Here is a 20357-nt window from a genome sequence, read left to right on the forward strand (position 1 = left end):
TCAGCCGCGGGTCGCCACCACCGCCTGGGCGATGAGTGACAGGTAGAGCGTGAGGATGAACAGGACTGCGGGCAGGATCGGGTAGTCCTCGTCGCTGGAGCGCAGGAAGCGAACGGTGCCGACGGCCGGAATGAGTGTGAGCGCCAGAGGAATCCAGCCGATCACCGCCGCCGCCCCGTGCCGGGTCCACGGCTCGGCCAGCGCTGTCTCGCACAATGCGGCGGCCAGTGCGAGCAGCAGGACGGCGAGGGCACTGCCGGTGTAGCCCAGGGCATTCGAGTAGTACATCTCCCCCGGTCGGGTGAGACGTGAGGTCTTGCGGGCGAATTCGAACTGCAGGAAGGCTCCCGCGAAGACGACCGCCGTCCACGCCACCCGGCCGTGCGCGGCGGCCTCGCCGGTGTCGATGGCCGACAGCACCACGTAGAGGGTCACCAGCAGTTGCACCGGGTAGGTGACCAGCAGGTTGAGCAGGATGTTCGTTCGGACGGTCGCGGAGAGCTGTTCCAGGCCCCAGAGAATCAGGCCGTAAGCCAGGACCGCGGCAATCGCCAGCGCCGAACGCACCGACAGGGCAAGGCTGCCCGCGATGGCCACGACCGCGATCACCGCCATCGCGCCACGCAGCTCCAGGGCGCTGACCGCCCCGGTGACCAGCGGCCGGTCCGGATTGTGGACCCGGTCGTACTCGAGGTCCTTCTGTTCGTCGACCATGCGCAGGTAGAGCAGCACGATGGCGACGACGCCGATGCGGGCGGCGGTCGCGCCGGTGGGATGCCAGCCGTGGCCGGGCGCGGTGAGCAGGGCGGCGGTGCCTTCGAGCGCGAATACCCAGAGGATTCCGTAGAGCAGGTAGTGCGGTTTGTACATCACCCGCGTGAAGCGTGCGATCCGGCCGACCGAGGTGAGAAGCCCCGCCCGGATGGGGTTTTCGGCGAGGTCCGTCATCGAGGCACGCCTCCCGAGGGAGTGGGCCAGCCGTCCCAGCCGGTTACTTCCGTGGCGGGCGTCCGGCGCACCGACCGGTCGGAACCGGGCAGCAGGTGGGCGACCGGGAGCATGGCCACCTGCGTGACCTCGTCGAAGGGAATGCCCAGCAGTTCGGCGATCTCCCGCTCGTAGGCCAGGTGTGCGGTGGTGAGGGTGGTGCCGAGACCCTTGGCGCGCAAGGCCAATTGCAGGTTCCAGACGGCCGGATAGATCGACCCGTAGAAACTGGCGAGCCGCAGCGCCGACGGTTCGGCGGGCGGACGCCCCAGCGAGCACACCAGGATCAGCGCGGGCACTTGCCCGAGATGATCCGCCAGGTGCTGTCCCGATGCCAGATCGGCCAGCTGATCCGGGCGCGGGGTGCGCCCGGAGAGGTTGGCGGCGAACGCCTTCCGGTAGTACTCGCCGATCCGCGCCTTGAGTTCGGGGTCGCGCACCACCACGAACCGCCACGGCTGCCGATTGGAACCGCTGGGCGCGTGCACCGCGATATCCAGGCAGTCACGAATGTCCTGATCGTCCACCGGCCTGGTCAGATCAAGTCGTTTGCGCACGGCGCGGGTGCCGGTCAGCAGGTCGGTGTTCATCGGTGCCCGTCCTGCAGCGGTATCGCGGCGGCGAATTCGAGATCGATGCGGGCGGCCACACCCCCGGCCTGGCGGATCTCGCAACGCACCACGGTGGCGTCGACCCCGGACTCGGTGCGTTCGGCGACACACACGCTGGGCAGATCCAGTTCCACGAACTGGTCGAAAGCGCTGGTCACACTGACCAATCGGCGCGGATCGGCGCCCATGGTCAGCGCGGTCTGACGGCAGGCCTCGATGAGAAGATTGCCGGGCACGTGATCGAGTTGATGGTCGAACAGGATCGGATGGGTGGTGTCGGCGATGACCGCGGCGCGGGCCCGGGCGGGCGTGGCCTCCGGGACGCCGATCACCACATTGCGGGGATTCTCGCGGCCGACCAGGGCCGCCGCCGCGCGCGGACCGGCCGAGGCCGGGGTCTCGAAAGGCCCGAGCCCCAGCTGTTTGCGGTATCCGCGGCGGATCGCGGACCACTGCCGGGGATCGACCCAGGAGAACGACCCGTCGACGGTCCCCATGGCGGCACCGCCGCAGGAGATGTCGAGCACCAGATCCAGTCCCTCGAGTGCCTCGCCGCGCCGGTGCTCGCGCAGCGCCCGCACCCGCAGTTCCAGGTCGGCGGGCGCGGACCCGATTTCCCAGGCGATGCTGTCGATTCCGGTGCCGTTGAAGGTCCGGACCAGGAACGCGCTGTCGGTGGGCACGTCGTAGAACTCGTGGGTGACGGCGATGGACGCCTGCCGCGCGGCCTCCATAACCGCGATCAGATCGTGGTATTCGCCCAGCACACCGGCGTGATCGCCGTAGTGGCCGTGCATGCGGGGCAGTTGCGCCCCCACCACGAAGCTGTCCTCGGCCTCGGCGTCCAGGGAGGTGACGAAGACCTCCGCGACCGCGTGCCGGTGCGCGAGCGCGCGTGGCACGGTGCGGACGTGGCTGGCGCGCACGCCCTTTCGCACGGCGACGGCCGGTGGCACCGGCTGGGTGATTCTCAGGGGCTGTGTGGTGGTCACGGTCTTGCCTCCAGCCAATCGGTCGCGCCCACGGGCCGCAGCGTCTGTGCTCCGGACCCGGTGCGCATCGGTAGTACGTAGGAACCCAGCACGATCAGCGACCACGGATCGAGCGGGCGGCCGGCCGACCAGGCGGCGTCGAGCAGCGCGACGTGGGCGGCGTCGGAGTCGGCGGTGGAGGTGCGGTGATCCAGCGATTCCGTTGCCGCCGCACCCAATTCGGCGCACAGCCGGGCGACGGCGTCGGCGCGGGCGAAGCTGCGGGCGGGGGTTTCGGCGTAGAGTTCGCGGCCCAGCGCTGCCGCGTGCGCGCGGCGGTCGCCGCCCTCGAGCGCACGGGTGAGGACCTCGGCGCGGGTGTCCTCGTCGAAGTAGATGGCGAGTTCGCGCAGCACGTCGGCCGGGTCGTCGGGTGAGTGCACGAGATTGAGCAGATAGTTGTGGCGGCCCAGCAGGTAGCGCAGGTCGCCGGGCTGCCGTTTGCGAGGGTCGGTGGCGCCCTTGGCTTCCGCCAGGCGCACCGGTGTCGGGAGCTGGGCCGCCGGTGCGCGGACCACGAGCACCAGCACATCGGAGATGCCGACCAGCAGGTCCGCCAGTCGCCGCCGTTCCGGTGACGCGATATTCCAGGCGAAGTACCACAGTGCCCGCGCCACATGCCGGTCCACGACGACACGGCGGGCATCGACGACCTCGAAGTCGTTGTCGGCCAGCCAGGTCAGGGTCGGTTCGACCGCGCGGGCGACGATCGCGTCCGGTTTGAGCAGCAGCAGGGAATGCTCAGAGGAGAACCGTTCGGGATCGAGCCCGAGCCGGGTCAGCTGCTCGACGGTCTCGAGAACGTAGGTGTCGGCGAGGTAGGCGTCGACCTTCGCCTTGGACGGGGTCAGTTCGGTCAACAGGCCGTGCAGGGTGTCATCGGTCATGATCGTGCCTCCGCGGTGCCGCCGATTCCATTGCGCGCCAGCATTTCCTCGATGGAAGGCAGTGGCGCGCCCAGGTAACCCGAGTCCAGGCAGTGATCCAGCAGCAGCCGCAGATAGTCCTTGCCGGTGCGCGGGGGCAGCCGGTCGAGCAGGCGGTCGGCGGCACTGGTGTCGAAGCTCAGGCGACGCTGGAAGTAGCTGGTGTACAGGACGCCGATGCGCTCGTAGTACTCGCGCTCGATCGGGTCGAGATCGTCTGCGCGGAAAGAGGATTCCGGGACGAAGGTCGCCACATCGAAGGACGGGTACTCGGCCAGCACATCCGAGACCTCACGCAGCGACAGCGTGTCACGGCCCACCGCGTGCAGGGTGGCGCCGGCCACGGCGTCGAAATCGCCGACGGCGGCGGTGATCACATCCGCGACATGATCGACCGGGGCGAGTGCGAGGGTGGCGTCGTAGCGGCCGGGCAGGGTGCGCAGTTTGCCCTCGACCATGAGCTTCACGACGGTGTAGAGGTTCTTGTACTCGCGGATCGCCCCGTCGCTCAGCGCGCCGGTGACGATGCCGGGACGCACGATCGCCCAGCGCAGCCCGCGTTCCCCCGCTGCGTGGACCAATTGTTCGGCCCGCAATTTGCTCTGCTCGTAGCCGTTTCCGAAGGATTGGCCGGTATCCAGCTCGTCCTCGCGGATGACGCCGTGCCGCAGGCCGCACACGTAGGCGGTGCTCACGTGCACCAACGGGACGTTCCAGGCCAGCGCCAGCTCGATCGCGTGCCGCGCACCGGCCACATTGAGTTCGTCGTAGGTTTCCGGGGTCGCGTCGAAGGCGGTGGTGGCCGCGCAGTGCACGATCAGCTCGACGCGGTCGGCGAGCCCGGACGCGAGTTCCAGGCCGAATCCCGGTTGCCGGATGTCGCCGGTCAACCGCAGGTCCGGTTCGTACGGGGTGCCGTCGTTGCGGCGGATCTGCGAATTGCTGTGCAGCACCGCCGCGACGGTCCGGCCGCTCGCGGAGAGCCGGGCGGCGACCTCCGCGCCGACGAGCCCGCTGGCACCGGTCAGCAGCACGGTATCGCTGGTGCGTGGCAGTGCGGTGTCGCTCATGCGCGCACCTCCAGGGTCCGGGTGACCAGCTCGACGACCTGGCCGACGCGCAGCACGCCGATCAGTTGTTCGGGCCGGTAGCGCGGCAGGTCGAAGCCGCGTTCGAGGACGACGGTGAGTTCCATCAGGCGCAGCGAGTCGAAGCCGAGGTCCTCGATGAGCCGCAGTTCGTCGCCGAGTTCCGCGGCCGGTCGCGGCGCCATGGCGGTGACGAGCTGCCGGATGCGTTGCGCCACGGTGTCTTCGGTGGTCATGACTGCTCGCTCTCTCGCAGGTGGGGCTGCTGGCCGCCGCTGGCCAGCAGGTCGCGGGCCTCGTCCAGCGGCAGCGTGGCGTCGAGATAGCCGGCCAGCCGCAGCCAGTCGTAGCCGAGGGTGAGGGTGCGCTGCCACTGCTCGCGGGAATCGAAGGAGGCGGGGAATTCCGGGCCCGCATCGGCGGCCACTCGGCGCACCGCCGTGACGAGGGCGTCGACGGTGGACAGCGCGTCCAGGGCGTCGCCGCCGTGGCGCAGGGTCTCCGAGAATCGCACGCGGCCCGCGGTTTCCAGGGCGGTGAGCAACGCGTCACGCTCCGGCGACCGTCCCGGCAGCAGCCGGGCGACGGTCCCGCCCGGGTCGACATCGGCGGGCAGCGGGTGAATCCCGTACGCGCTGAGCAACACTCGCACGCTCATGGCGATCAGGCGATGCGCCGCGATATCGGCGACCTCCCCCTGCCCGTCCTTGATGGCCCCGACGAGATCCTCCCGGGCGTTCTCCAGCACCACGTTGGACCACACCAGGTTCAGCCCGCACCCGATGAATCGCGACGCGGACAGCACCGAGAGCGTGGCGATTCCGCCCTCCCGCACCGCACCGGTCACTCCGAGCGCGGGCACCGCCACCACCGGCACCGGCGTATACGGCTGCACCGCCTTACACATCGCCAACGCCGGTTCGAGCACCTCACCCCCACGCCACTGCAACCCGACGAACCCCAACCGCACGAACTCGGCCAGTTCGGCGCCGATCTCGTGCGGTGCCCGGGCCAGGACGTCGCGGACCGAATGCCGGAACACCACCGACCGCCACGCCCGCGCCCCGGCATCCGACAGCACGAAAACCTCACTGTCCGAACGCAACACGTGCAGCCGCCCGGCCAGCGGCCAGGTGGTGACCGCCGGGCGGCGGGTGAAGATCAACGCGTGCGGATCGTCCGCGACCCCGTCCACCCCGAGGTCGGCGGCCAATGCCAGCAACGCCTCCCACCGTCCGTCGGCGCCGACCGCCGGACCGTCGGTCACCGCGCCCGGCACGCTCACCGCCGGAATCCGCGCGGCGCGCCCCGACCCGAGCGGGTCGCCGGTGGGCGCGGTGAGCGCACGGTAGCGGTCGATCAGTGCGTCGGCGCCGACCCGATCCAGCTGCTGCGGCAACCATTTCGTCTCGAGGTAGGTCTCACCGCGCGCGGCCAGCCAGCCCTTCAGACCCTGGACGAGTCCATCCTCCGCCCAGGCCGACGCCTCGTCGTGAGCGCCGAAAGCCCGCAGCGCCACCGCGTAGCGCAGCGCGTGGCGGGCGCGGCCGGTCCACCAGTCGGTGACCCTGGCCGCGAAGGCGTCGTAGGCCAGGATGCCGCGCAGCTCGTCGAGATCGACTGCCCCACTGCGGATCACGCTCGCTCGCAGGAAGCGCTGGCAGCGGTTGAGGACATCCTCGTCGGGCGCAGCGACGGCCTGTTCGAACTGCCGCCGCACCTGAGCGACCGACCGGGTACGTACCTCGACCCGCCGCCCGTCGAGGAACAACACGGTCGGCAAGGTCGGCAGCTCATCCGCCCCCGGAGCAACCACGAGGAAGTCGATATCGGAGCCCGCGTTCCCGAACCCCTCGGCCAGCGAGCCCTCGAAAAGCACTGCGGCAGCCTCGGGAACCGACACCGACCGCAGCGCTGCCTCGAGCAACTGTTCCACCCGCTCGAGCGGCATCCCCGGGGTCCGCGCGGCGGTGGCGGGCTGGGTGAGGGCGTCGGCAGGCTCGTGCAGGACCGCGCCGGCCAGGGCCCCGTCGCGGAACAGCTGCCACATGTGGCGGCGGCGGGGTTTGCCGCTGGAGGTGCGGCGGATCAGGCCGCGCGGGCCGGTGACGATGTGGACCAGGTGGGCGGGGCCGAGGTGGCCGCGAATGAGGGAGCGGGCCTCCGGCATCCAGTCGCCGGGGGCGGTTTCGGCGAAGAGGGCGACGCCCTGGACGCCTGCTTCCACGATGCCGACGGCGGCGAGTTTGCCCTTGGTGAGGCCGGTTTCCTGGGCTACCCGGGATTCGATGTCCTCCATGAACACCGAGCGGCCACGCACCTTGATGCTGGTGCCCATCCGGCCGAGCACGAAAACCTCGCCGCGGTAGAGGAATCCGGCGTCGCCCGTGTAGAGCGTGCCATTCTCCAGGCGAGTCGAGGAGCCTGACGTGGGTGTGCCCGAATAGCCCAGGGCAACGGAATCGCCACGGACGACCATTTCCCCCAGGACGCCGTCGGGCAGTACCCCGCCTTCGTCATCGACGACGGTGACGGTGGATTCGGGGGTGGAGAAGCCCAGGCCGGTGATCCAGCCCGCGCCCTCGACCCGGTGGGTGTCGTCGAGAATGGCCTCCTCGAGCACCGGAACCGGTTCCCCGAAGCGCAGTTTCGGGTTGTCGAGCCGCAGCGCCGTGATCGGCCGCCGGGTCGGCGAGGAGGTCACCATGAGCGTCGCCTCGGCCAGGCCGTAGGCGAGGGTGAACGATCCCATCGAGAAGCCTTGCGGCCCGGTCAGATCCGCGAAGGCCTGCAGGTCGGCGACCTCCACCGGTTCGGAGCCGATGGCCAGGGTCCGCCAGCCGGACAGATCCAGGTCGGCGATCTGCTCCGGCCGCACCCGGTGTGCCACATAGCCGAGGGCGAAAGACGGCGAGGGCGAGTGCTGGGCGTGCGTCATGGCCCGCAACCAGCGGATCGGGTCACGCACGAACTGGTCAGGGCGCATGAGGTACAGCTCGGCTTGATTGGTGACGCCGTTGAGGAACGCGCCCACCAGGCCCATGTCGTGGTAGAGCGGCAGCCAGGAGACCATGGTCTCGCCGGGCCGCCAGTCGATGAGCCGGGAGATCATGCCGATGTTGTTGGCCAGGTTGTGCCAGCTCACCTGCACTCCGCGCGGCGAGCCGGAGGATCCCGAGGTGAATTGCAGCAGCGCCACTTCCGCGGCCGCGGCGAACTCGCGGTCGGCGGGTGCGGCGGGCAGGGTGGCGGCGTTCACGACGAGCGGCTCGTCGGTCCGCCCCGCCGCCACCGCCGCCGCGCGCACGAAGGTCTCGAATTCGGGGGAGGTCACCACCAGTCGCGGCGCGGCCTGCTCGAGGATCCCCGCGATGTGCGCCACGATCTGCTCGAGATCCCCGAACATGGGCGGTGCGACCGGCGTGAACACCCCACCGCACGCCCACACCGCGTAGAACGCCGCGAAACACGGGAATCCGGTCGGCATGATGACGCACGCCCCGTCCCCACTGCTCAGCCCGCCCGCCCGCAGCAGCGCGGTGATCGACCACACCTGCTCAGCCAGTTCGGCGTAGCTGCGGTACTCCCACCCGTCGGCCTCGTCGGCCAGGTGGATGCCGGTGTCCGCGGACGGCGTCAGCAGCCAATTCCGCACGGCCGCTTCATCGTTCACAGGTGCGTTCACTGTTCTCCTTCGGGCGGCACGCGCTGGTCGTTCGCAGGCGGCACGCTCTGGTCGTCGTCGGGCAGCACGCTCTGGTCGTCGGGCAGCACGGTGACCGTGCCGGCGGCGCCGTCGACGCGCAGGCGCATGCCGGTGCGCAGGCGGCGGGTGAGGTCGGGGATCTGGACCACGGTGGGCACGCCGAGTTCGCGTGCCACGATGGCGACGTGGGTGAGCGGGCTGCCCCGCTCGATCACCAGCGCCGACGCCGACGGCAGGGCCGCCACCCAGCCCGGGTCGGTGCGATAGGCGATGAGAATGCCGCCCGCGACATCGCGGGGCTCGTCCACGATGACCGCGGCGCCCTCGACAATGCCTGCGGCGGAAGGGGTTCCGGTCAGGACCGTGCCGGGAGTCGCCGCGTCCGTCGCGGTGACAGGCACCCAGCCCTGGGCGGCCAGTTCGGCATTGCCCAGCCGGGGACCGACTGTGACGAAGCGGGCCGGGGCGACGAGTGCGGAGTCCTTGGTGCGCAAGGATTTCCGACCGGCAACCACCTCACGCAGCACGGTGGCGTCGCCGCCCTCGGACGCGGTGGTGTCGGCCCCGTCGTAGCAGCCGCGCAGTTCCTGCACGGTCAACTGGAAGACATCATCGAATTCGTCGAGCACGCCGCGCGACACCAGGTCGCGGCCCATCACGCGGATCATGCGCTTGACCATGCCGAAGGCCCGGGTCCGGCAGAAGCGCAGCCGCTCCCGGTGCGCGGCGCAACGATTCACCTTGGCGCGCAACCGTTCGTACACGCGTCGCCGCGCCCCGTGGCCGAGGTGCTCGTCGAGGTAGGCGTCGGCCTCCCCGCCGCGGTCGGCGGTGACGGTGTCACCGACCCGGCCGACCGCGCTGCGCAGCATGACGAACAGGTTCGCCGGATTCTCGCGCAGGTCCGGGGTCTCGAGCTTCAATTCGTCCAGGCTGCGGTAGCCGTAGCGGTCGAGGTAGTCGTCGACGGCCGCCAGGAATTCGGCGTGCCCGCCATCGCGTAGCGCGTCGTGGATCTTCTCCGGCGCGGTCGCGTTGAGGAGTTCGGTCAATTCCGGGTCGGCACGCACGAGTCGCGCCAGATCGGTCATGGCGCGTGCCGGTTCGGCGGATTCAACGTCCGCGCCCGGCCCGACCACGGCGTAGAGGAACCATTCCGGGGCTTTGGGCAGGAAAAGCTTGGTGAGCAGGAACATCAGGCCGGTGGTGGTCAGCAGGATGGCGTCGAGCACCATCAGCGGACCCCACCGCTCCACCAGGTCGCGATCCACCGTGCGGTACGCGCGATACGCCTGCTCGCCGGTGAGCGTCCGGTAGTCGAGGGTGTCGTATTCGTCGTAGACGCGGTAGAACTCCGCGCTGAAACGCTCCATCATGTCGTCGATGCCCAGCAGCCGGCGCACATAGACCGCCGTGGTCACCGCCCGTGACCGCAGCCGCGCCACCGGACTGTCGAATTCGAAGGGGCGCAACGTCTTCGCGATCTCGTCGGGCAGCGGCTCGGCCACCCCGAGCGCGGCCTCGAGCACACGCCGATTGAGCGGATAGCCGGGCGCGATGCCGACCATGCGATACCAGTGCAGCAGGTTGTAGTAGACGCGGCCGTGGAAGGCGCCCAGTAGCACCGGCGTCCACGCATCGGTCTGGCGCAACTGTTGCGGCGGCACGCGGAGGGAGGCGGCGTAGCCGCGGTATACGCGTCCGTAGATGTCGGCGGCGGTGGTGAACGTCAGCGGGGAGGTGACGCCGCTGAAGCTCTCGATGATGTTCGAGTTGTCCCAGATCCGCTGTTCGTCCGCGCCTACTTGCTCGCCCGCGCCGCGCAATTCGACGGGCCGGGCGGGCGCGGCCGCGGTGGCGGTGATCGGCCGCGTCTGCAGCAACCACACGCCGGTGTCGTCGATGGCCCATTCGATGTCCTGCGGTGCCCCACCGGCGATTTCGATCGTGCGGGCCAGCGCGGCCAGCTCCGCGACGTCGGCCTCCGTCAGTACCCGCGCACCCCGCAGGGTGTCGTCCACGGCGACGGTCGCGCAGCCCTGCCCGTCTCCGGCATCGACGCGAATATCCTTGTCCCCCACGGCGATATCCAGCAGCGCCCCGGTCTGCTTGTCCAGAATCAGCGAGTCGGCGTCGACCGCGCCGGACACCAGCCCCTCCCCCAGCCCGTAGACGGCGCTGATCACCAGCTCGTCCTGCGCGCCGGTCATCGGATTGCGTGTGAACACCACGCCACTTGATCGCGCGACGATCATTCGCTGCAACACCACCGCCGGTGCGAAGCTGCGAGAAATGCCGTGAGCGAAGGCGTATCGCACCGCTCGCTCGGAGAATGCCGAGGTCCAGCAGTCGCGCACGCGCTCGGTGGCCGCGTCCACGCCGTGCACGTTCAGATGCGAGTCGAACTGCCCGGCGAAGGAATGCTCCGCGCCGTCCTCGGCCGACATCGACGATCGCACCGCGATCGCGTCCGGCCCCACCCGCTCCCACGCCTGCGCGATCTCGGCCCGTACGGTCTCGGGCACCGGAGCCGCCGCCAGCGCCTCCCGCAACCGCGCGGCCGCCGCCACCGCGGCATCCACCTCGTCCAGCGCGGCGAATTCCGCGAGCGTCGCGGTCAGTCCGGCCGCGGTGACGAACTCTTCGAAGACCCCCGTCCCGAGAACCACCCACTCCGGTACCCGCACCCCCGATTCCCCCAGCGCGTGTAACCCTCGCGCCTTTCCACCTCCCTGCACGGCAATATCCGCCGAATCGGACCACGGGCCGAGCAATCGCACAACCACTCCCATCCCCCTGAGGCCAGTCACATCCCAGCGGACGCCGGAGCAAGATCAGGGGTGTTACTTTGGATAATCCACGTTTCAAACATGCACCAGCCCAAGCTTCTTGGGTCTGCCCTACCCCGGCCCGGTCGTAGAGTATCTGCGAGGCGAAACACACACCGTGCGATTCACATTTCGAGTGCCGCACGGCATGACATGGGGAAATCCATTGCGGCCCGGCCTACTCGGGCGGCGGCTCGCGGACCGGCACCGAATCCGGGCCCCGCAGCGGCACGGAACCCGGCGAGAGCTGGATCACGGTGTCGCGCAGCAGGGTTGCCGAGGCGCATGATCACCGCGCCGATCTCGGGCAGTTGCTCGAGCGGTGCTCGCCGGTGTCGGCCGCGCTCAGTCGCGTGGGTGTACCGAAAGCAGCCCCTGGGCCAGCGCGGCGGTGACGGCGGCGGTGCGATCGGTGACATCGAGCTTCCCGAAGGCGCGCTGCAGATGCGTTTTCACCGTTGCCTCGCTGATGTGCAGGACCTGGCCGATCTCGGTGTTGGTCAGTCCGCGCGCGACATGCCCGAGCACCTCCACCTCGCGGGCCGACAGCTGCACCTGCGGGTCACGCACGCGCCGGTGGAGCCGGGCGCTCACCGCGGGCGCGAGCACGGTCTCACCGCGGGCGGCGGCGCGGACGGCGGCGGCGAGTTCGGTGCGGGAGCTGTCCTTGAGCAGATAGCCGCACGCCCCCGCCTCGACCGCGCGCAGGATGTCGGTGTCGGTCTCGTAGGTGGTGACCACGACCACGCGGGTGGCGGGGCAGACGGCGAGAATGCGTTCGGTGGCGGCCGCGCCGTCCACATCGGGCATGCGCAGATCCATGAGCACCACGTCGGGCCGCAGCGCGGTGGCGACGGTGACCGCCTCCGCCCCGCCCGCGGCCTCGGCGATCACGGTGAGATCCGTTTCCCGCGAGAGCATTCCGCGCATGCCCTCCCGCACCACGGGATGGTCGTCGACCAGCAGGACGGTGATCATGCCGGTACCTCGATATCCACCCGGGTGCCCGCGCCGGGGCTGGTTGTCACCTCGACCGTCGCACCGATCTCCTGGGCGCGGCTGCGCAAACCGGCGAGGCCGAATCCGTTCACGCCGTCCACGTCGAAACCGATGCCGTTGTCCGCCACCGAGAGTCGGACGCCGTCGCGGGTCCGGGTGAGGTCGACGCGCACACTCTCGGCGCGAGAATGCCGGCGCACATTGGCCAGCGTCTCCTGCGCCGCGCGCAGCAGGACCACCTCGGTGCCGGTATCCAGCTGCGGCACCGTCGAATCCACGTGCACCTGTACCTCGATACCGGTCTCGTCGGTGAGGCGTCGGCAGCGGCGGCGCACCGAGTCGGCCAGGGAGCCGCCGCCCAGGTCCGGCGGCGTGAGCGTCTCCACCATGGTGCGGGCCTCGACGAGGTTCTCGCGCGCGGTCGCCTCGATCAACGCAACGTGGCGGCGCGCGGCGTCCGGCTCGGTGTCGAGTTCGGAGTCGACCGCCTGCGCCAGAGCCGCGATGCCCGCGAAACCCTGGGTCAGCGTGTCATGGATTTCCCGTGCCAGGCGCGCGCGTTCGGCCGCCGATCCCGCTTCCCGCGACAGCCGTTCGACATCGGCGCGGCTGCGTTCCAATTCCTCCAGCAGTACGGCCAGCTGTTCACCCCGGTCGATGGCCAGGGCGATCGTCGAGCCGATCGCCGGGTTGAACACCACGGCGACCAGCGAGATACCCAGTGCGACAGGCACATCCGTGCGCGTCACCAGCGCCGCGACCAACGGCGCGAAGCTGACCGGCGCGGCGACCAGGATCGCGGCTCGCACCGGCAGCGACATATAGATCAGCGCGTACACGACCATGATCGCCGCGACGGCAGATTGCGACCACCAGACGGCGGCCAGGAAGAACGCCAGCGCACCGGTCACGAAGGTCACCGATCGCCGGTTCACCGTGCGGCGGAAGAACGCGTCCGGGTTGCTCAGTCGCGGTGCCAGCTGCGCGGACCACAGCAGCAGGCAGCACAGGGCGGCCGTCGCGGCCCACCCGTCGGCGTGGTCCTGGCGTCGCATCACGATCACCAGCACCACGGTGGCCACACAGCCACCGACCACGTAGGCACACCAGATCCGGTACCAGAAGACCCAGCGTTCGGGCCCCGTGGCGTGCACGTTCATGCTCCGACCATAACCCCTGCTCATTGCCTCGCTGTCCCCCGAACGGTTGACGCGACCGCCCTTCTCCCCTGCCTACGCTGCGACAAAAGCAGCTCGCGAACAAGGGGATTCGCCATGACGACCACGTCCGTCGCACCCGATTCGACCCTCTACCCGCCCCGCTGGCAACCCGCGCCGATGCGCTGGCATCGCACCCGGGTGTCGTGGTGGCAGTCCTGGAAACTCGCCGCCGGCGTGGTGCCGCGCCTGCGGGACAGCACCATCGCCGAGTACTACGGCACCCTGCTGCCCGGGCAGGACGACATCATGGTGGCGCGGATGCCGTTGCTGCGCTTCGTGCTGGTGCGCAGTCCGGAGCTGGCGCGGCACGTGCTGGTCACCAATCAGGACAACTATGTCAAGAGCGCGGAATACGAGATGCTGGCCGTCGCGTTCGGGCGAGGTCTGGTCACCGAGCTCGACGAGCAGCGCTGGCAACGCAATCGACGCCTGGTCGCGCCGGTGTTCGGCAAACGCAATATCGCGACCCTGGCCGGTCCGATCACCGACGCGGCCCGCGATTGCGCACGGCGGATGGCCGCGCTCGGCGCCGACGGCACCCCCGTCGACGTGAGCGCCGAAATGAACCGGCTGACGCTGGATGTGGTGGCCCGCACCATGTTCGGAGTCGATCTGAGCGGGCCGATGGCGGAGATCACGCTGGCGCGGATGCTGCGCTTCTTCGGCGTCGGGTACCTCAGTGGCACCGCACGCCCGCTGCGCGCGCTCGCGAAGATCACCCACCGCCATGATCTGCCGCCGGCCGTCCTGCGCACCGCCAGCTGGGTGCTCTCGCCACGCATGATGACCGATCTACGGCACGTGGAGGGTGTCGTCGACCGGCTCATCGCCGACCACCGCAACGGTGTCCTCACCCGCGGCGACAACCTGCTCGCCCTGCTGATGGCGGCCCGCGACCCCGAAACCGGCCGAACCTACACCGACGCCGAAATCCACGACGAGCTCATGACCTTCCTCGGCGCGGGCATGGAAACCACCGCCACCGCGCTGGCCTGGACGTGGAAACTCCTGGCCGAACACCCCGAGGTCTGCGCCCGCCTGCACAGCGAACTCGACGAGGTACTGGCCGGCTGCACCCCCACCGCCGCCGATATGGACCACCTCCCGTGGACGAAAGCCATTGTCGCCGAGACGATGCGCCTCTACCCGCCCATCGTCGGTCTGGCCCGCGTCGCCAAATCCGACGACCTGCTCGGCGACTTCCCCATCCCCGCCGGCACCACCGTCTCCATCAGCCTGCACGCCCTGCACCATCACCCCGGCATCTGGCCCGACCCCACCGCCTTCGACCCCACCCGCTTCCTCCCCGGCACCCCCACCTCCGCCCAACGCCACTCCGCCCTCCCCTTCGGCGCAGGCAAACGCATGTGCGTGGCCCACACCTTCGCCAACACCGAAGCCACCCTCGCCCTCGCCACCCTCGCCCAACACCTGAACCTCACCCGAGCCACCACCACCCCCATCCGCCCCCAGTTCTCCTTCACCGGCGGCCCCAACTCCCCCATCCCCATGCACATCACCCCGAGAACCACTGCCCCACAACCAACCCCGGCCAACCCCGCCGCACCGTCCTGACCGCGAACCCGGACCAGCTCAACCGCCCACGGTCAACCGGGTCGCGAACGCGGAATCCACTGTGTCTGAATGCGGATCAGTTGTTGGCGCGTTGGATGGAGCGGCGGACCAGGGTGCGGATGCCGGGGAGTTGGATGGCGCGGAGTGCCTGTTCGGCGGCCCATACGTGGAAGCGTGAGGGTGGGGCGAAACGGGCGATTCCTTTGCGGGCCAAGGCTTGTCGTTTGTGGACTTCCGGGCGTAGTTCCGACTCCCAGGCGGCCAGGGCGGCGAGGATGTCGTCGCCGTGCGCCGCCAGTGTGGTGCCTAGGCGGTCGGCGCCGTCGAGTGCTAGGGCGGCGCCGTAGCCGGCGAAAACCGTTACGCACCAGGCGGCGTCGCCGAGGAGGACCACTCGGTCGCGACTCCAGCGGTCCATCACGATTTGGCCGACCGAGTCGAAAAAGACGGTGGCGGGGTCGATTTGCTGGAGGGCTTCGGCGATACCGCCGCCGAGATCTCCGAATGCTCGGGTGAGGGCGGGTTCGGCGCCGAGACTCAGGTCGGCGCCCGGGTCGGGGCAGCGGTAGGCGAAGAATGTCGACGACCGTTGCGGTCCGAGGTTCATCACCGCGGCGGTGCGGCCCGGGCCGATGTAGGTACTGCCGACGCCTTCGGGGATGCGCTCGGGCGGGGTTCGCAGCGGAAAGGCGCCGACCATGTGGCCGAGGTCTACGAAATAGTCGGGCTCGCTACCGAATACGAGCTCGCGGACTCGGGAGTGCACGCCGTCGGCGCCGACCAGGAGTTCTGCCTGCAGGCGGGTGCCGTCACCGAGGGTGACCACGACTTCCCCGGGGGTCTGGACGATCTCCTGCGGCGTGGTGCCGAAACGAATATCGGCGAAGTCGGCCACGGCGTCATACAGTGCGGATTCCAGGTCGCCGCGGAACAAGCTCAGTGCCCTTGTTCCAACGGCGGCCTCGGTGACTTCGGAAGGGACCCTGAGCTTTTCGCGGCCATCCGCGTGGACCAGAACCGAGGTGAAGAAGCCGATATCGCGACGAGTCAGCGCCGGCACCAGCCCGAGCCGCTCGGCAGCGGTGTATCCGGGTCCGTGCAGGTTCAGCAGGTAGCCGCTGCTGCGACGACTCGGTGCGCGTTCGAGCACGACCACGTCCCAACCGTGCTGATGCAGTCGCAACGCGGCAGCCAAACCGGCGATACCGGCGCCGATGACCAGCGCCCGCCGGCGCGATGACCCGGCATGCCGGTGTGCAGTGCTTTCAACAGCTTCCATGGCGACTCCTGGGTCGAGGTGTTGTCGGCGAAGGCCCTCCGTGAACGATCGCCACCTCGTCAACTAATAGTTGACTTGCAGTCAATCGTCAACCATTAGTTGACGCAATGCCGGTCCCGGTCCGCGATCGGCCATTCCGCGCGGGTCAACGTCCACGTCCTCACCCCGTCAGCGCTTACCGAACCTGTGAGTTCGGACGTCGAGCTGCGAAAAGCACAGCCATGCACTAGTTTCCACTCGACTGCTAGAACTCCGGGGGGAGCGAGCGTGTTAGAGCTCGATCAATTCAGCCATGGGTGGGTTACACCGACATTGGCGTATGCCATGTCCGTCATCGGATCGATGCTGGGGCTGCGGTGCGCCGCCCATGCGCGGACGTCCCCGAAACCGGATGCGTGGCTGGCCACGGGCGCGGTGGCATTGGGCGGGGCGGGCATCTGGGTCATGCATTTCACCGCCATGCTGGGATTTTCCATCCACGGAGCCACCATTCGGTACGACGGAGTGGTGACGCTGCTGAGCGCGGCCATCTCGATCGTCGTGGTGTGGATCGGGTTGTCGATCGCGGTGCGCGCCGCACGCAAGGCGGTCGCGATACCGCTCGGCGGTCTGGTCACGGGGACGGGCGTGGCCGTCATGCACTATCTGGGCATGTACGCGATGCATACCAGTGCGCACATCGAGTACCGATTCCCGCTGGTAGCACTGTCATTCGCCATCGCGGTGGTGGCGGCGACCGTGGCGCTGTGGTTCGCCGTCACCGTCCGCGGACTGCGCGCCAGTCTCAGCGCGGCGCTCGTCATGGGGCTGGCGGTGTGCGGAATGCACTACACCGGAATGTCGGCGATGCGGGCCCACATGTCGGCGGATATGTCGCCGCCGGAAGGCTCGCAGGCAGTGCAGCTGGTGACGCCACTGTTCGTTTCGGTCATCATCGTCACCATGGCGCTGATGCTGGTGGTGGGGCTCGCCGAGGTCGATGAGCGCAGCAAGTCGGAAGGTTGAGTCCCCCGGCCCGATCCGGCCGGATTCAACTCGGCCAGCCCGGCACCGGGGGCAACGCCGGCAGCGGCTTGTCGAATGTTCGAGGTGTGGCGCTCCGCAAGTCCGCGGGAACCGGGTTGTCGGACAACGCCGAACATTGGTCCACAAATCGTTGATCCGCGGATAGGTTGGCGTTGGTGACGCTCCACCCTCGGAACACGTCGGTCGAAGGGAACCGTTCGGGTCCGCTGCCGGCGGAGGTTCGCTCGGCCGCAGCGCCGGAGGGCGAGCGCAGTTCTACCCATGCGGCCGTAGGGATCAAGTTCATGGACGTGTCGGTGACATAGTGATCGGCATCCGCCGTGGTGAGTCCATTGATCCAGCTGCACACGGTTATCCGCCACACATCCGGCGACTTGTCGACCGCCATGACGCGCCAGTAGTAAGTCCCGTACACGGATTGCGGCGTCCGAGGCGGATCGAAGTACAGCAGGCTCGCGGGCTCGGTATTCTGCGGCGAGCGCAACAAGGAGGCCAGCTCGGCCTCGTACCCGGGATACGCATTCTTCGTACCCGCCAGCACGGATATCTTGCCGGACTCGAAAAACGCACGTGCGACCACGATTTCGGGCGCGGTCGTATCGACTCCCGATTCCGCGGACCACACATTATTGAAACGAATATTTCCGGGGAGAGTGTAGCCCTGCTCGGATTCGTTCGCGGTCCTCGAACACGAGGACAACACCGTCGCCGAGAGCGCGACAATCGAGACAACCATCGCTCGCCGATATACAGGCATCACGCTCCTTCACCAATCCGATCGGGCGGCACTGGCACCCTGCTGCCAGAGGTCGTCGAACCCCTGCAATCCAGGCCTGAGCACGGGGTTGTTCAGCATATTCTGTTTGAAACCCGGAAGATTCATCACCGGCTTCGAACCGCCGATGAGGTCGAACGATCGGACAGTTCCGTCGGCGTTCAGGTACTCCCGCAAATTCGGATCATTCAGCACGGTCGCGCGTTCCGGCCCGTCCGCCAGACCCTTCAAGATGTTCCAATACTGGTTCGCTCCCGAGGTATGCGGATCAGCGCCGCCGGATCCTCCCGGCAATGCCATCTCCACCAGCTGCCGTTGCAACTGCATCTTCGACCCGGTCCAACCCGCGTCCAGGCCCTGGGTGAGCAGCTTGGTGAACTTGGCGCCGGGTATTTCCTCGATGCCTGCCTTGACAATCGGTTTCAGTGCGTCGAAGTAGGCTCCGGTCCCCTCTTTGAGACCGGACTTATCGAAGTTCCCACCGAGCGAATCGCTCATACCGTATTGCGCGGCCCAATCGATCCGGGATGCGAACTCTCCCAGCTTGATCTCCTTGCACCCGCTCATTCCGAACTCGTAGTCGAGCTGCCCCACGGCCGAATAGGCGGCCTTGTTGAAGTACTCCGCAGCAGCATGATCGGTATCGATCACCGCGAACACGTTCCGCGCCTGGCGACTGGACAGTGGATCGAAGCCACCGGTATCGAGACCGCCGTCGAACCCGACCATATTCGGTATGTAATTGCCGATCGTACGGCTCAGCGCCCTGGCTATTTCCGGATTCGCCTCACCGAGTGAGCCTTTCGGGAAATCACCGAGCGGCCCCTGCGAGCCGGTCAGATCGAAGAGCTTGTCCTCGTTGTCACCGAGGTACTGCGCGAGGGCGTGCGCGGATTCGCCCGCCTGAACCTGCTGGAACCGGTTGGTGGACGCGGCATCCTGGCCGGCCTCCTCGATGAAAGAGACGACGCCTTTGTCGTGGCCGACGTAGTAGCGGTCGAGCAGGCTGCCGATGTGGTCGGTCGGGTCGTAGTGATGCCCCGATTTGACTGTGACATCCATGTTTTGGCCCGTCAGGGCGTCGTGCACGGCGATGTGATCGCTCTTCGCCACGGTGAGGATATTGCTCACCATGTCCCCGGCGGACCGGATCGTCATGGTGTCCGAGTCGAGGCCGGTGCCGTCCTGCCGTGTCGTCGTGAGGCGTGGATCCTTGGTGGCTCCGGCGATTTCGGATGCCTGTTTGATCAAACCCCGGTTCAGATCCGAGCCTTGGGCCACCCCCTGGTCGCCCTTGCCCAGCAAACGAGTCAGCGCCTCCATATCGGCCGAGCGCCCGAAATACGCCCCACCCCAAGGACCTTCGCGGACCAGCTTATCGGTGAGGAGGCTTTGGACGGAGGGCGGGAGGGCGGCCATTCCGCCGCGGGTTCCATCGATCGGAGCACCGTCCACGGTGGCGGCGTGCACGTTCGGATCGGAGATGATGCGCAGCGCGTCGGCGATTCCGCCGGTGACCGCATCGCGTTGACCTCCGGAGAGTTTCGCGCCGATTCCGGCGATGTCCTGCACACCCATGTCCCGCATGCCGTCCATGAGCCCGCCGAGGTAACCGTATTGCGGGAGGGCGGCCGTCTTGCCACCGGCGAGGTCGGTGCGGTCCTCGTCGGCCAGGTCGGTGGCCAGGCGGATTCGAGCCAGCGCTGCCGGGCTCGCCGTCCCATCGCGCCAGTCCGCGAGATCTTTTCGGGCACGGTCCGGGGTCAATTCCGCGAACGGCGACGTGTCCAGATGACCGGCGACGATGGCGGCGACCGCGGACTCGGGCGCGAAGGCTCGCAGGTCTTCGATCGCTGTGCTCATCGCGGCGGCGAACTTGTCATCGTCGGCGCCGAGGGTGGTGGCCAGCCCCTGCAGCCGCGCCGTCTCGTTCGCCGCTCGCTCGGCCCGCCCCGCATCCGCATGCTTCACGGTGAAGTCTTCGCCGACGGTGAATCCGTCCTGGTGCAATAGACCTACGGCCGTCCGGATTTCAGCGGCCACATGATCCATGCTGTCGAAGGCTTGTTTGCAGGCCGTCCCGAGTCGGTCGTACGCCCCCGCGAGCGCGCGAACCTGGGTGCGCTCGCGGTCGGCGCGGTCGGTGGCCGCGTTCGCCGCCGGTCCCGACCAGTCCAATCCGTGCAGGGTCCGATTCATGCTTTCGGCGCTCGCATCGATCGCGGTGACGATCGTGCCGCAATCGGTGGCGATATCGGACAGGGCTTGCAGCTTCCACCGCAACACCTGGGACAGGGTGGGTGCCG

At 68.6% G+C, this 20357-nt stretch carries 15 protein-coding genes; 2 read left to right on the forward strand and 13 right to left on the reverse strand.

The window, feature by feature from the left end; genetic code table 11:
* The 10 genes from ACFXHA_RS05020 to ACFXHA_RS05065 form a co-directional block, all read right to left on the reverse strand.
* The gene (locus ACFXHA_RS05020) at positions 1-948 is read right to left on the reverse strand and encodes a hypothetical protein (protein WP_379353031.1); all 948 of its coding nucleotides are present in this window, start codon (positions 946-948) and stop codon (positions 1-3) included.
* Positions 945-1577 carry a nitroreductase family protein gene (locus ACFXHA_RS05025; RefSeq protein ID WP_379353033.1) on the reverse strand — a complete coding sequence of 211 codons (633 nt, stop codon included), beginning with the start codon at positions 1575-1577 and terminating at the stop codon, positions 945-947. Before ACFXHA_RS05025 ends, ACFXHA_RS05020 begins: the two co-directional genes overlap by 4 nt.
* Positions 1574-2590, reverse strand: a complete 1017-nt coding sequence (locus ACFXHA_RS05030; RefSeq protein WP_379353035.1) for a ScbA/BarX family gamma-butyrolactone biosynthesis protein — start codon at positions 2588-2590, stop codon at positions 1574-1576. The genes ACFXHA_RS05025 and ACFXHA_RS05030 overlap by 4 nt, the downstream gene beginning before the upstream one ends.
* Positions 2587-3516, reverse strand: a complete 930-nt coding sequence (locus ACFXHA_RS05035) for a nucleoside-diphosphate kinase (protein ID WP_379353037.1) — start codon at positions 3514-3516, stop codon at positions 2587-2589. The genes ACFXHA_RS05030 and ACFXHA_RS05035 overlap by 4 nt, the downstream gene beginning before the upstream one ends.
* Positions 3513-4625: an SDR family oxidoreductase gene (locus ACFXHA_RS05040; protein ID WP_379353039.1), complete on the reverse strand. Its 1113-nt coding sequence runs from the start codon at positions 4623-4625 to the stop codon at positions 3513-3515. Before ACFXHA_RS05040 ends, ACFXHA_RS05035 begins: the two co-directional genes overlap by 4 nt.
* Positions 4622-4879, reverse strand: a complete 258-nt coding sequence (locus ACFXHA_RS05045) for an acyl carrier protein (RefSeq protein WP_379353041.1) — start codon at positions 4877-4879, stop codon at positions 4622-4624. Before ACFXHA_RS05045 ends, ACFXHA_RS05040 begins: the two co-directional genes overlap by 4 nt.
* Positions 4876-8328, reverse strand: coding sequence for an AMP-binding protein (locus ACFXHA_RS05050; protein ID WP_379353043.1), 3453 nt, complete (start codon positions 8326-8328; stop codon positions 4876-4878). The genes ACFXHA_RS05045 and ACFXHA_RS05050 overlap by 4 nt, the downstream gene beginning before the upstream one ends.
* Positions 8325-11141 (reverse strand): phosphoenolpyruvate synthase, encoded by a 2817-nt coding sequence (locus tag ACFXHA_RS05055; protein ID WP_379353045.1) that lies wholly within the window; start codon positions 11139-11141, stop codon positions 8325-8327. Before ACFXHA_RS05055 ends, ACFXHA_RS05050 begins: the two co-directional genes overlap by 4 nt.
* Before the next feature lie 381 nt (positions 11142-11522).
* Positions 11523-12155: a response regulator gene (locus ACFXHA_RS05060; protein ID WP_379353047.1), complete on the reverse strand. Its 633-nt coding sequence runs from the start codon at positions 12153-12155 to the stop codon at positions 11523-11525.
* Complete coding sequence (locus ACFXHA_RS05065) at positions 12152-13336, reverse strand: sensor histidine kinase (protein WP_379353049.1); 1185 nt, start codon at positions 13334-13336, stop codon at positions 12152-12154. The genes ACFXHA_RS05060 and ACFXHA_RS05065 overlap by 4 nt, the downstream gene beginning before the upstream one ends.
* Positions 13337-13450: 114 nt before the next feature.
* Between ACFXHA_RS05065 and ACFXHA_RS05070 the strand changes: the two genes are divergently transcribed.
* Positions 13451-14971: a cytochrome P450 gene (locus ACFXHA_RS05070; protein WP_379353051.1), complete on the forward strand. Its 1521-nt coding sequence runs from the start codon at positions 13451-13453 to the stop codon at positions 14969-14971.
* A gap of 76 nt (positions 14972-15047) precedes the next feature.
* Here the strand turns inward: ACFXHA_RS05070 and ACFXHA_RS05075 are convergent, their stop codons facing one another.
* Positions 15048-16250 (reverse strand): FAD-dependent oxidoreductase, encoded by a 1203-nt coding sequence (locus ACFXHA_RS05075; protein WP_379353053.1) that lies wholly within the window; start codon positions 16248-16250, stop codon positions 15048-15050.
* Positions 16251-16574: 324 nt separating this feature from the next.
* On the opposite strand from ACFXHA_RS05075, the gene ACFXHA_RS05080 reads away from it, so the two are divergent.
* Complete coding sequence (locus tag ACFXHA_RS05080; RefSeq protein ID WP_379353055.1) at positions 16575-17255, forward strand: MHYT domain-containing protein; 681 nt, start codon at positions 16575-16577, stop codon at positions 17253-17255.
* A gap of 25 nt (positions 17256-17280) precedes the next feature.
* On the opposite strand, the gene ACFXHA_RS05085 is transcribed toward ACFXHA_RS05080, so the two are convergent.
* Together ACFXHA_RS05085 and ACFXHA_RS05090 are read right to left on the reverse strand one after the other, a co-directional pair.
* Positions 17281-17901 (reverse strand): hypothetical protein, encoded by a 621-nt coding sequence (locus ACFXHA_RS05085; RefSeq protein ID WP_379353057.1) that lies wholly within the window; start codon positions 17899-17901, stop codon positions 17281-17283.
* Positions 17902-18042: 141 nt separating this feature from the next.
* Entirely contained in the window at positions 18043-20337 is a 2295-nt protein-coding gene (locus ACFXHA_RS05090; RefSeq protein WP_379353059.1) for a WXG100 family type VII secretion target, read from the reverse strand.
* Positions 20338-20357: the final 20 nt, after the last annotated feature.

It is taken from the genome of Nocardia sp. NPDC059240 (genome assembly GCF_042753865.1).
GTDB lineage: Bacteria > Actinomycetota > Actinomycetes > Mycobacteriales > Mycobacteriaceae > Nocardia.